Annotated in this window: 6 protein-coding genes; all 6 read left to right on the top strand. The window is 45.8% G+C overall.

Annotated elements, in window-relative coordinates:
* Nucleotides 1-88: 88 nt before the first annotated feature.
* The 6 genes from ruvB to sprA all read left to right on the top strand — a co-directional run bounded on the left by ruvB (nt 89) and on the right by sprA (nt 13,841).
* Nucleotides 89-1,114, top strand: a complete 1,026-nt coding sequence (gene ruvB, locus BTO09_RS03935; protein WP_087523427.1) for a Holliday junction branch migration DNA helicase RuvB — start codon at nt 89-91, stop codon at nt 1,112-1,114.
* Nucleotides 1,111-2,457, top strand: coding sequence for a cytochrome P450 (locus BTO09_RS03930; protein ID WP_087523426.1), 1,347 nt, complete (start codon nt 1,111-1,113; stop codon nt 2,455-2,457). The genes ruvB and BTO09_RS03930 overlap by 4 nt, the downstream gene beginning before the upstream one ends.
* The gene (gene queG, locus BTO09_RS03925) at nt 2,454-3,395 is read left to right on the top strand and encodes a tRNA epoxyqueuosine(34) reductase QueG (RefSeq protein ID WP_087523425.1); all 942 of its coding nucleotides are present in this window, start codon (nt 2,454-2,456) and stop codon (nt 3,393-3,395) included. Before BTO09_RS03930 ends, queG begins: the two co-directional genes overlap by 4 nt.
* Before the next feature lie 82 nt (nt 3,396-3,477).
* Complete coding sequence (locus tag BTO09_RS03920; protein WP_087523424.1) at nt 3,478-5,778, top strand: NADP-dependent malic enzyme; 2,301 nt, start codon at nt 3,478-3,480, stop codon at nt 5,776-5,778.
* An 80-nt stretch (nt 5,779-5,858) separates the two neighbouring features.
* Nucleotides 5,859-6,440, top strand: coding sequence for a Holliday junction branch migration protein RuvA (ruvA, locus tag BTO09_RS03915; protein ID WP_087523423.1), 582 nt, complete (start codon nt 5,859-5,861; stop codon nt 6,438-6,440).
* Between the two features lie 3 nt (nt 6,441-6,443).
* The gene (sprA, locus tag BTO09_RS03910; RefSeq protein ID WP_369826903.1) at nt 6,444-13,841 is read left to right on the top strand and encodes a cell surface protein SprA; all 7,398 of its coding nucleotides are present in this window, start codon (nt 6,444-6,446) and stop codon (nt 13,839-13,841) included.
* Nucleotides 13,842-13,848: the final 7 nt, after the last annotated feature.

Genomic DNA, 13,848 nt, shown 5'->3' with positions numbered 1-13,848 from the left:
GGGAACCTACATATTAACGTTCCTTTGTGATTTCAAATAATAGCCATAGCAACATACATTCGATACCCCAAGTTTGTATATTTGTTATATGAACGAGCACTTGGACCCAACTGGGGATCATTTCACTCCCGAAGAGCAAGACGTAGAACGCAAGTTAAGGCCGCTGGCCTTTGACGATTTTACGGGCCAATCTCAGGTTTTAGATAACCTGAAGATCTTTGTAGAGGCTGCTAATTTGCGGGACGAAGCTTTAGATCACACCCTGTTTCACGGCCCTCCTGGATTAGGGAAAACCACCTTGGCGCATATACTTGCCAATGAGCTCGATGTGAGTATAACCGTTACTTCTGGCCCCGTTTTGGATAAGCCAGGTGACCTTGCCGGACTGCTTACCAATTTGGATGAGCGCGATGTGCTATTTATTGACGAGATACACCGACTGAGTCCTATAGTAGAGGAATACCTTTATTCCGCTATGGAAGATTACAAGATCGATATCATGATCGAGACCGGCCCCAATGCCCGAACGGTTCAGATCAATCTCAACCCCTTCACCTTGGTGGGAGCCACCACGCGCTCCGGACTATTAACGGCACCTATGCGGGCTCGTTTTGGGATTTCCTCTCGATTAGAATATTACAAGACCGAGCTACTAACAACTATCATTGAGAGAAGCGCCGGAATTCTAAAAGTACCCATTACCATGGAAGCTGCTATAGAGATTGCTGGCCGCAGTAGAGGTACGCCGCGTATCGCTAATGCACTTCTAAGACGGGTTCGCGATTTTGCACAGATAAAAGGAAATGGAACCATAGATATTGCCATTGCTAAATATGCCCTTGAGGCCTTGAATGTAGATGCCCACGGGTTGGATGAAATGGACAACAAGATCTTGGCGACCATCATAGACAAGTTTAAAGGTGGTCCAGTAGGAATCACCACGCTAGCTACCGCGGTCTCTGAGTCTGGAGAAACCATAGAAGAAGTGTACGAACCCTTTTTGATCCAGCAAGGTTTTATAGTGCGAACTCCGCGCGGGCGAGAAGTTACCGAGGCGGCTTACAAGCATTTAGGGCGTGTTCGAGGTGCAACTCAAGGCGGACTGTTCGAATGACCAAAGTGCTCAATACAGACTTTCCACGAGTCGGTTTCTTAAGATTCTTAAGGCACGCATCTAACATTGTCAAAAATCCATTGCCGTTTCACCATGCCAATTTTGAGCGCCTTGGAGATACCTTTGAACTTCGGATAGGCCCAGCGGCAAGCGTAATCTTTTCTAAGAATGCAGATTACTTGCGCTATACCCTTCAGAAGAATCAACGCAATTACACGAAGAGCAAGATCCAAACCAGGGATTTGGCCAAATATGTAGGGCGGGGCTTGTTAACTGCCGAAGGCGATCATTGGCAGCGACAGCGCAAGCTTATACAGCCTGCTTTTCACAAAAAGCAATTGCAATTGTTGTTAGACACCATGCAAAAGGTCATTGCTGTGGAACTGCAGAAGATCAAGCTAGACGAGGCAGCAAACATACACGAGGTATTCAACGATCTGGCGTTCCAAACGGTCATTAAAACACTTTTTAGCGGAGGTGTTACTGCGGAGCAGATCGCGCAGTTGCAACGCACCACAGAGGAGGCCCAACAAATGATGGTTAAAGAGCTGCGGCAACCCTTCTTGGTCTGGTGGTTTAAAAGCAGTGGCAAGATTAAAAAGCACTTAGATGCTGTAGGCGAAGCCAGAAAAGTCCTAAAGGAATTGGTGAATCAGCGTCGCGCCAGTGGCAAGCGCTATGACGACCTACTGGACATGCTCTTGGATGCGCGCTATGACGACGGTTCCGAAATAGAAGAACAGCAACTCATTGACGAGATCTTGATTCTCTTTGTTGCTGGTCATGAAACCACATCTAACGCTTTGACCTTTACCTGTGAGCTTTTGGCGCGTCATCCGCAGGTGCTGCAGAAGGTCCAGCAGGAGGCGCTTGCATTGACTCGTTCTGGCGCAGATATTATGACTATGCTTAAAGAGGCCATTTACATTCAGCAGGTCTTGCAAGAGTCTATGCGTTTGTATCCGCCGGCATATTTTATCGATCGGGTGAATTACAAAGAAGATCACTTAGGCGATTACCGCTTGCCAGAAGATTCAACTTTACTCTTTTCGGTTTATGAGATCCACAGGTCAGAAACCTACTGGGAGCGCCCCTTGGAGTTCGATCCGGACCGATTCGATCCGCAGCAACCCAGACAACACAGCGACTATTATTTTCCCTTTGGCGCAGGGCCACGCATGTGCATAGGGAATAATTTTGCCATGTACGAGATGATTTTGGTTGTGATACAACTCTTTAGCGCCTTTAGCTTAGAAGAGAAAACGACTCCCATACAGATAAGACCCTTGATCACCTTGAAGCCAAAAGATGCTATCTTAGTGTTTCACCAGTACGAGTCTTGAATCAAAATCAAAGTACATACGCCAAACTCATAAAGACCCATGCCCAGCGCTTGGGGTTTTTAAGTTGTGGCATAAGCAAGGCCGAGTTTTTAGCAGAAGAGGCCCCGCGATTGGAGCAGTGGCTCAAGGCAGGCATGCACGGGCAAATGGCCTATATGGAAAACCATTTCGACAAGCGATTGGACCCGACCCTCTTGGTGCCTGGTGCTAAAAGTGTGGTCTCCTTGCTCTATAACTACTATCCGCAGCAAAAACAAGACAAGGACAGTTTCAAGATCTCCAAATACGCCTATGGAGAAGATTATCACTTTGTGGTCAAGGACAAGCTCAAGGAATTGATGCATGTGCTTAGCGAAGAGATCGGAGAGATAGGCGGGCGAGTCTTTGTGGATTCTGCCCCGGTCTTAGACAAAGTATGGGCCGCCAAAAGTGGCTTGGGTTGGATAGGAAAACACAGTAATCTGCTCAGCAAGAAGACGGGTAGTTTCTTTTTTGTGGCCGAGCTGATCATAGATCTGGACTTGGAATACGACCACCCGGTGACTGATCATTGCGGCACTTGCACAGCCTGCATAGATGCCTGCCCAACGCAAGCTATCATTAAGCCCTATGTGGTAGACGGTAGCAAATGTATCTCTTATGCAACCATTGAGTTAAAGGAAGCTATCCCGAAAAGCTTTTCCGGGCAGATGGACGATTGGATGTTTGGCTGTGACGTTTGTCAAGATGTTTGCCCTTGGAATAGATTTAGTAAACCGCATTCGGAATCTAGGTTTAATCCAAAACCCGAATTGCTGCAGTTAGATAAAAATGCTTGGCGAGAACTCACCGAAGAGGTCTTTGGAGAACTCTTTAAAAAGAGTGCCGTGAAACGGACTAAATACACTGGCCTTATGCGAAACATTGCATTTTTAGATCGCGACACGTCATCGCAATAGACTAAAAATACCACAGAAGTGGTCATTTTTGCCCGTAGGAATGGTAAATTTGTGGCTTGAATAGCATCAAAAAATTCCAGGGATGAGTAAACCCACCAAGAGAAAAGAAGCACTTGATTATCACGCCAAACCACGGCCGGGTAAGATAGAGGTAGTTCCTACCAAAAAGTACAGCACCCAGCGCGATCTGTCATTGGCCTATTCGCCAGGGGTTGCAGAACCTTGTCTGGAGATAGAGAAAGACAAGTCGAATAATTACAAGTATACCAACAAAGGAAACTTGGTCGCTGTGATCTCTAACGGAACAGCGGTATTAGGACTGGGTAATATTGGGCCTGAGGCGTCCAAACCAGTTATGGAAGGTAAGGGCTTGCTCTTTAAGATCTTTGCTGGAATTGATGTATTCGATATTGAGATCGATACCGAGAATGTAGATGAGTTTATCGAAACGGTAAAGCGCATAGCTCCGACCTTTGGTGGGATCAACTTAGAAGATATCAAGGCTCCTGAGGCTTTTGAGATAGAGACCCGCTTAAAGCAGGAACTCGATATTCCGATCATGCATGACGATCAGCACGGCACGGCGATCATTTCTACAGCAGCCTTACTGAACGCCTTAGAGATCGCAGAAAAGAATATCGACGAGGTGCGTTTAGTGATCTCTGGCGCTGGTGCAGCAGCTGTAAGTTGCACGCGCATGTATATTGCATGTGGCGTTAAACCAGAGCATATAGTGATGCTCGATTCTAAAGGAGTAATTCGCAAGGATCGAGACGGACTTTCTAAAGAGAAAGCAGAATTCGCTACAGATCGAAAGATAGACACCCTGGAGGAGGCATTGAAAGATGCAGATGTATTTGTTGGCTTGTCTATTGGAAATATTGTTAGCCCTAAAATGCTTAAAAGCATGGCGGCCAAACCTATTGTTTTTGCCTTGGCAAATCCCGATCCGGAGATAGCCTATGATCTGGCCTGCAAGACTCGAGATGACATTATCATGGCCACAGGGCGTAGTGATAATCCGAATCAGGTGAACAATGTACTAGGTTTTCCTTTTATTTTCCGCGGAGCGCTCGATGTCCGGGCCACTAAGATCAATGAAGAAATGAAAATGGCCGCAGCTTTGGCTTTGGCCGAATTAACCAAACAGCCGGTTCCTGAGCAGGTGAATATTGCCTACGGAGAGACCCGCTTGAACTTTGGTAAAGATTATATCATCCCTAAGCCTTTTGACCCAAGGCTTATCGAAGCGATTCCACCGGCAGTTGCAAAAGCGGCTATGGAAAGTGGTGTTGCCACTGCGCCGATCAAAGATTGGCAGGCTTATGAGGATGAGTTACTTGCTCGCATGGGCAACGACAATAAGATCGTGCGCTTGCTTATTAACCGAGCCAGAACCAATCCGAAGAAAATCGTATTTGCAGAAGCAGACCATTTAGATGTATTAAAAGCAGCCCAGATCGTATACGAAGAAGGTATTGCAACTCCCGTTCTGTTAGGACGCAAAGAGACCATCAAGGAGTTGATGGAAGAGATCGACTTTGAAGGAGAACTCGATATCATTGACCCAAAGGACGACGAAACTTTACCACTATTAAAGTCCTATGCCAAGACCTTTTGGGAGAAGCGTCGCAGAAGTGGTATAACCCTTTACGATGCCGAAAAACTGATGCGTGAGCGCAACTATTTTGCCTGTATGATGGTGAACGAAGGTGATGCAGAAGGCTTGATCTCTGGCTATTCCAGAGCCTATGCTTCTGTGGTGCGACCGGTTATAGAGACCATTGGTCGTTTTGATGGGGTGGATAAGGTGGCCACTACCAACCTCATGCTAACCAAACGCGGGCCACTCTTTATTTCAGACACTGCGATCAATATAGATCCTACTGCAGAAGACTTGGCCAAGATAGCGCATATGACTGCCTATACCATGCAGCTCTTTGGGGTGAACCCAACCATGGCTATGGTGTCTTACAACAACTTTGGTTCTTCTAAACATCCTGCCTCGGAGAAAGTACGCAAGGCGGTGGAGATCTTGCATCGCGATGTGCCACAACTCTGTGTGGATGGTGGATTACAAGCGGACTTTGCGCTCAACCCGGAAATGCGTGGAAGCAAATATCCTTTTTCTAAGTTGGGTAAAAAGAAGGTCAATGCACTGATCTTCCCAAATCTGGACGCGGCCAACAGCAACTACAAATTACTCAAAGAGTTTGACGATGCCGATTCCATTGGACCTATTATGCTTGGTCTTAAGAAACCGGCGCACATCTTACAATTGGGGGCTACCGTAGAAGAAATTGTCAATATGGTAGCTGTTGTGGTGATCGATGCGCAGCAAAAGGAAAAGCGCGCAAAGGAGCAGGCAAAAAAGCAGGGCTAAACCCCTTGCTTTTTAACGCTGTATCTGGCTAGTCAATGTGAATAATTATGCTATATTTGGGTTTTTATCAGAGTTAGCGAATGATAACCCACTTAAAGGGAAGACTAGTTGAAAAATCGCCTACGTCTGTTGTAGTGGAATGCAACGGAGTAGGTTATGAGGCTCACATCTCATTACACACGTTTTCTTTACTCCCTGAATCGGAAAATGTAAAATTGTTTACCCACTTATTAGTGCGGGAGGATTCGCATACGCTCTACGGATTTTTCGAACCTTCGGAACGCGAAATTTTCAAGTTATTGATCTCAGTTTCGGGCGTAGGAGCCAGCACGGCCAGAACCATGTTGTCGTCCCTGCCACCCAAGCAAGTTCAGCAGGCCATTGCCACGGGAGACGTTGCAGTCATCCAAGGTGTTAAAGGAATTGGTGCAAAAACGGCGCAACGCGTCATTCTGGATTTGAAAGACAAGATCTTGAAAGTGTTTGCAATGGAAGATGTTTCGGACTTTTCGAGCAATACGAATAGAGATGAAGCGTTATCTGCTTTAGAGACTCTTGGTTTCAGTCGAAAACAGACCGACAAGGTGCTGAATAAGATCGTCCAAGAGGATCCGAACGCAAGCGTTGAATCCATCATCAAACTAGCTTTAAAAAACTTATAACAATTGAACAGGGAACATTACCGCAAGGCAAGGCTGCTTAAGGGCCTGATATTCCTTTTTAGCATACTAACCACCGCAACAACACTAGCACAGGATCCAGCGGAAACCGTAACGGACTCTACTAAGACTGGCTTTGTCATGGGTCGTATGGAACTTCCAACCAACAGTGTGGAAGATTCATATACCTACGATCCGATCACAGACCGCTATATCTACACCCAGAAAGTTGGTTCCTTTGATATCACCTATCCAACCATACTCACTCCAGACGAATACCACGATCTGGTCCTGCAGGAATCCATGCGGGAGTACTTTAAAACCAAGATCGACGCTGCCGATGGTAAAAAAGACGGCTCAGAAGAAGATCAGAAGAATTTATTGCCCAACTTTTACGTAAACTCAAATTTCTTCGAGACCGTATTTGGAGGCAACACTATAGAGGTGATCCCACAAGGATCTATTGAAATGGATTTAGGGCTCTTGTTCACAAAGCAAGATAACCCAGCTTTTTCGCCGAGAAACAGAAGGAACCTAACCTTTGATTTTGACCAACGCATCTCTTTGAGTTTGTTAGGGAAGGTCGGGAAGCGTTTGCAAGTAACGGCGAACTACGATACAGAATCGACCTTTGATTTCCAGAATCAGATCAAATTAGAATACACACCTACAGAAGACGATATTGTTCGCAAGATCGAAGTAGGTAACGTGGCTCTGCCTTTAAACACAAGTCTTATCACAGGAGCTCAATCGCTTTTCGGGGTAAAGACCGAATTGCAATTTGGTAAAACGCGAATCACAGGGGTTTTCTCTGAGCAGCAATCGGAAACGCGAACGGTTGTGGCAGAAGGTGGTGCTACCGTAACAGATTTTGAGATCTTCGCATTAGATTATGACGAGGACCGTCACTTTTTCCTTTCGCAATACTTTAGAGATCGCTACGACGCCAACTTAGAGCAGTATCCGTTTATAAACACACAGATCCAAATTACCCGGGCAGAAGTTTGGGTTACCAATAGAACGCAGAACACCGAGAATGTTAGAAACATTGTTGCCTTGCAGGATCTAGGAGAGTCAGATCCGGATAAGATCGGACTACTAACAGTGCCACCGGGCTTTATCAATGCTGCTCCGTCTGCCTTGCCGGACAACTCCAACAACGACTTTAACCCCTTTGGAATTAACGGGCCGGCAGAAAGTATCTTGAACGATGCGATTCGCGATGTGGCTTCGGTAGAAGCAGGATTTGGCGGATTGCCTGTTCGCGAGGGAATCGATTATGCCAAGCAAGAGAATGCGCGGAAGCTGCAACCCAACGAATATACCTTACACCCAAAACTCGGTTACGTTTCCTTGAGCCAACGCTTGAGTAATGATGAGGTTTTGGCAGTAGCATTCCAGTATACCATCAATGGTCGCGTTTATCAGGTTGGAGAATTCTCTAACGACGGGGTGAACTCTACAGGTTCTAACCCAGATGACGATATGGATGGTATTCCGAACATTGCCGATGTGGATATCAATGGCGATGGAGTCAACGATAACGGAACCGATAGCGATGGCGATGGGATCAACGACAGCAGCGACGTAGACCAAACCGGAGGAAACGACGTAAACGTAGACGGAATTGACGATAATGTGGTCTTTGCAGAAGGCTCTCCGCAGAATCTCGTTCTAAAATTGCTTAAGAGTAATATCATCAATGTAGAGACCCCAACTTGGGATCTGATGATGAAGAACATCTATAATCTGGGTGCTTTCCAATTGGAGCGCGACGATTTTAGAATGAACATTTTGTACACGGACCCTTCTCCTTTGAATTACATTACGCAAGCACCAGGAGGTGGATTGACTCCAGCTGTTCCACTACCGGAAGATGTTGAGCAAACCACACTACTACGTGTTTTTGACCTGGATCAATTGAACTACAACAACGACCCGGTTGCAGAAGGAGACGGTTTCTTCGATTTTGTTCCGGGGCTAACCGTAGATCAGCAAAACGGACGCATCATCTTTACTAAGGTGGAACCATTTGGTGAGTACCTCTTCAACAAATTAGGAAATAACCTAGCTTCGGAGAATTACGATGTGCCTACTACCTATAACGCCAACCAGAACCAATACGTTTTCCGCGAGCTTTACGCCTCTACCAAGACCTTTGCAGAGCAAAATGCGAGTGAGAAGAACAAGTTCCAGTTAAAAGGACGTTATAAGTCCTCTGCAGGAGATGGAATCCCTATTGGAGGATTCAATATCCCTCAAGGTTCGGTAACGGTTTCTGCCGGAGGACGTGTGCTTGTAGAAGGAGTAGACTATACCGTGAACTATCAATTAGGACGTGTCCAGATATTGGATCAAGCCTTGTTGAACAGTAATACGCCAATTGAGATCACTACGGAGAACAACTCTGTTTTTGGTCAGCAAACACGTCGATTTACAGGATTGAATATTGAGCACCAGTTCAACGAGAACTTTATGGTTGGTGCTACTTATTTGAACTTGAACGAGCGCCCGATCACCCAAAAGGCGAACTACAGTTACGAGCCAATTAACAATACCATCGTTGGGCTGAACGCGAATTATTCGACTCAACTTCCGTTCTTAACACGCATGGTGAATCACCTGCCAAACATCGATACCGATGTGGAATCTAATGTTTCCTTACGAGGGGAATTTGCTTATCTCTTTGCAGGAGCACCTAAGGTGAGCAATTTCGATGGTACGGTGACTACTTATGTGGACGACTTTGAAGGAGCTCAAACTGCCTTAGATATTAAAACCCCGCTTAGCTGGTTCTTATCTAGTACACCAGTTGGTTTTGGAGGAGAGTTGCCCAATGGCGATTTGGCCTACAACTACAACCGCGCCAAGCTAGCCTGGTATACCATTGACCCTATCTTTTACAGCCGTCAGCGACCAGATGGAATTACCGACGACGATCTGTCAAGTTTTGCGACCAGACGTGTATTTATAGACGAGATCTTCCCAGAAGTCGACATTGTACAGGGGCAAACACAAGCTTTGTTTTCTTTAGACCTTGCGTATTTCCCAGGAGAACGTGGACCATACAACTATAACCCAGAAGCCGGAGGAACCAATACGCTGCCAAATCCTGGTAGCCGATTTGGAGGTATCTCGAGACAATTGACCTCTACGGATTTTGAAAGAACCAACGTGGAATACATCCAATTCTGGCTTATGGACCCGTATGCGCATGACACCAGTCTTACCGATCGTGGAAAATTGACCTTTAACTTGGGTAATATTTCTGAGGATATTCTTAAAGACGGTAGAAAGCAATACGAGAACGGACTTCCGGCAGACGGAGGTACTTCCAATACGATTCCAACGGTTTACGGTAAAGTGCCGTCACAACAATCGCTTATCTACACTTTTGATACTACAGGACCAGACAGAGAGAATCAGGATATCGGTTATGACGGTATTAACGATGCGGGTGAGGCAGCTACCTTCCCAGCTTTTGCAAGCTTAGAGGATCCTGCCAATGACAACTATGTTTTCTTCTTACAGGCGGAGGGTAACATCATTGACCGATACAAACAATACAACGGAAACGAAGGTAACTCCCCAGAAGCGGTGACCAATACCAATCGCGGGGCAACACCACAGCCCGATGTAGAAGACATCAACAGAGATAACACCATGAATACCGTAGACAGCTACTTCGAATATGAAGTGCCTATCTATCCAGGTATGAGTGTAGAGAACAACACCAGTATTAACGGAGCGTCTCAAGACTATATCACCGACGTAAAAGAATTGGTGGTAACCTTAGAGAACAATACAGACATTCCGGTGCGTTGGATCCAATACAAGATCCCTATCAGTGCGCCAGATCGTGCGGTGAACGGTATTGCAGATTTCCGTTCGATCCGTTTCATGCGTATGTATTTGTCAGAGTTCCAGCAGAACACAGTCTTGCGTTTTGGAACCCTTGACCTGGTGCGCGGTGACTACCGTCGTTATTTGGAGACTTTGGATATTACCGGAGAGGATAACGAAGGAGACGATACCTTATTCGAGACAGAAGCGGTAAGCATTGAACAGAATGAGAACCGTGTTCCAATTCCTTATGTTTTGCCTCCTGGAGTGCAGCGCGAGGAGCTGGTAAACAATAACAATAACATTCGTCAAAACGAGCAATCGCTCTCTATTAGGGTCGTTGGGCTCGAACCAGGAGATGGTCGTGGGGTGTATAAGAACTTTAATGTGGACATGCGTCAGTACAAGAACTTGGAGATGTTCTTACACGCAGAATCCATTGCTACAGAAACGCCTTTGGCAGACGGAGAACTAGTGGCCTTTATGCGATTGGGTAATGACCTTTCGCAGAATTACTACGAGATTCAGATCCCGCTAAATACTACTTCTTTTGGAACTTCAGACCCTGAAGGTATTTGGCCAATTGAAAACCGATTGAATTTACCCCTTACGCTATTACAGGAGGTCAAGGCCCGCGTAAATGCTTTAGGTTTATCTGCTGCGGATGAGGTCTTTTTTACAGAATCCGAGCTTGGCGGCGATGTAGGTCCTGAGAACGAAATGCGAATCGGGATCAAAGGTAATCCGAGTTTTGGTGCAGTACGTACCATTATGCTCGGGCTTAAGAACCAATCGAACCGCGAAGTTGCTGGAGAGGTTTGGTTCAACGAATTGCGTTTGTCTGACTTGGAGAACAGCGGCGGATGGGCAGCCATTGCCAATATGGATGCCAATATCGCAGACTTCGCTACCGTTAGCGCAAGTGGGCAGCGTTCGACCATTGGTTTTGGTTCTTTAGAGCAAGGACCATTGGAGCGTAGCTTAGAGGATGTACAATCATACGACTTAGTAACCAATGTGAACCTCGGGCAATTGTTGCCTAAATCTTGGGGTGTTCAACTGCCGTTCAACTACGGACGTTCCGAGCAATTGGTAACGCCGAAATACGATCCAGAATTCCTTGATGTGGAATTGGATGTAAGCCTGGAGAATGAGGTTACCGATGCCGAGCGCGATGCGCGTCAGCGTCAATCTACAGAATACACCAAAAGAGAGAGTATCAACTTTATCGGAGTGCGTAAGGATCGCACTACCGAAAAGACTCCAATGCCTTATGACATTGAGAACTTTACCTTCTCTTACAGCTATAACGAAGAGAACCATCGTGATTTTGAGATCGAGGAATCCCTGAGTCAGAATGTCAACTTGGGAGGTACTTATAATTTCAACTTTCCGCAGAAAACTTTTGAACCCTTTAAGAAAAGCGACTCGCTCTTTAGAGGTAGGTATTGGAGATTCTTAAAGGATCTGAACGTAAATTATCTGCCTACAAGTTTAACGGTCAATTCCGGCTTTATGCGACAGTTCAACTCACAAAAGTTCAGAGAGATCAACTTGCCAGAAGGCGCCTTGGGCTTACCGGTATTGTATCAACGCAATTACACCTTCGACTTCCAGTTCACGCTTAATTATAATTTGACCAAGTCCTTGCGATTCAATTTCAACTCGAACCGAAACAACTTTGTCAATAATTTCTTGAACGATGGAGGACTCATAGACGATCCTGATTCAGGAGTTTGGGATGGCTTCTTTGACCTTGGGGAACCCAACCGACATTTCCAATCCTTACAGCTCAATTACGATCTGCCGTTCAATAAATTCCCATTCCTGGAGTTCATTAGGGCAACCTATTCCTATACGGGAGACTACCAATGGCAAGACGGATCTGATCTTTACGACAATATTACCATCACTACTACGGACGGGGTGACGGAAACTTATAATTTGGGTAACTCGATTCAGAATGCGAGCACACACCGCATTAATTCGACCTTAGATTTTACCAGTTTCTATCGCTACTTAGGAGTGAAGAAAAAGAAAGCTCCGGGCGACGATGGAAATTCTGCTACTCCGAGCAGCTCTGTATTTAGCAGCGGAAACGCTAAAGGTGGAAATGCTAGCGGCGGTGGTGTTGCAGGAGGCCCTCCGGGTGCCGGTGCCGACGATGCCGATGCCGATGGTAAACCAAAGTCGAAACTCTCTGCTGGAGATAAGGCTCTAAATACTGTAATCGGAATTGTAACTGGTCTTAAACGTGCGCAGTTCAACTACCAAGAGAACCGAGGTACTTTCTTGCCGGGTTACTTGCAATCTATTGGATTTATAGGAACCTTAAAACCAACTACTGGATTTGTCTTTGGTAGTCAGGCCGATGTGCGTGCCCTTGCCGCACGTAAGGGTTGGCTTACCATTTTCCCAGAATTCAACCAGCAGTATACCACCACCAAGAACAATCAGTTGGATTACCAGATGACCTTTGAGTTCCTTCCGGATCTAAAGATCGATCTGAACGGTAATCGCACTTTGTCTGAGTCTTATGCAGAGAACTATATTGTACAAGACGGACTGTACGAATCTTTGACTCCAAACACTTTTGGGAACTTCAATATTTCGACCATGCTTATTCGCACGGCTTTCCAGAGCAGCGATGAGTTCAATTCGGAGACTTTCAATCAGTTTAGAAGCAATCGTTTGGTTGTTGCGGAGCGATTGGCGCGTGATTTCTACGGAACGGATGACTTCCCGAGAGATCCATCTACTGGCTTCCCAGTCGGATTTGGGCGCAATAACCAAGAAGTGCTCTTGCCGGCATTCCTTTCGGCCTATACCGGGCAGGACGCCAACGATGTGCGCAAGGGACTCTTTAGAGATGTGCCACTGCCTAATTGGGATGTCAAGTATACGGGACTGATGCGCTTGAAGTGGTTCAAGAAGAATTTTAAGCGTTTCTCTATTCAGCATGGATATCGTGCAGGTTATACCGTGAATCAGTTCCAGAGCAATTTGGACTTTAACGAGGACAATCCTACGGCAGTAGATCAGGCCGGGAACTTCAAGAACCGATTGATCTTATCTAACGTAAACTTGACGGAGCAATTCAGTCCGTTAGTGAAGGTTGATTTTGAAATGAAGAATTCGGTGAAAGTTTTGGCAGAAGTTCGTACAGATCGCGCTTTATCGCTTAGCTTTGCAAATAACTTGTTGACCGAGATCCAAGGAACAGAATACATCCTCGGATTAGGGTATCGCATCAAGGATCTCCGAATAGGTACCAACTTTGGAGGCAAGAAGAAGATCCTTAAAAGTGACTTGAACTTTAAATTAGATGCCTCAATAAGAGACAACAAGACCATTATTCGTTATTTGGATATTGAAAACAATCAGGTGACTGCTGGGCAAACCATTTACGGCTTGCAGTTTACGGCAGATTACGCTTTGAGCAAGAATTTAACGGCCTTGTTCTATTACGATCACACCTTCTCGGAATACGCTATTTCTACAGCCTTTCCGCAGACAACGATCCGTACAGGACTGACGTTACGATATAATTTTGGGAACTAATACTATC

This window comes from Gilvibacter sp. SZ-19 (genome assembly GCF_002163875.1).
In the GTDB taxonomy this organism is placed as follows: domain Bacteria; phylum Bacteroidota; class Bacteroidia; order Flavobacteriales; family Flavobacteriaceae; genus Gilvibacter.
Note: the sequence above shows the minus strand (reverse complement) of the source record. Positions and strands in the feature narration are given on the sequence as shown.

Bases quoted from the DNA above. Each gene is read 5' to 3' on its own strand.
- ruvA (WP_087523423.1), top strand. From the start codon at position 5,859: ATGATAACCCACTTAAAGGGAAGACTAGTTGAAAAATCGCCTACGTCT.
- BTO09_RS03920 (WP_087523424.1), top strand. From the start codon at position 3,478: ATGAGTAAACCCACCAAGAGAAAAGAAGCACTTGATTATCACGCCAAA.
- ruvB (WP_087523427.1), top strand. From the start codon at position 89: ATGAACGAGCACTTGGACCCAACTGGGGATCATTTCACTCCCGAAGAG.
- BTO09_RS03930 (WP_087523426.1), top strand. From the start codon at position 1,111: ATGACCAAAGTGCTCAATACAGACTTTCCACGAGTCGGTTTCTTAAGA.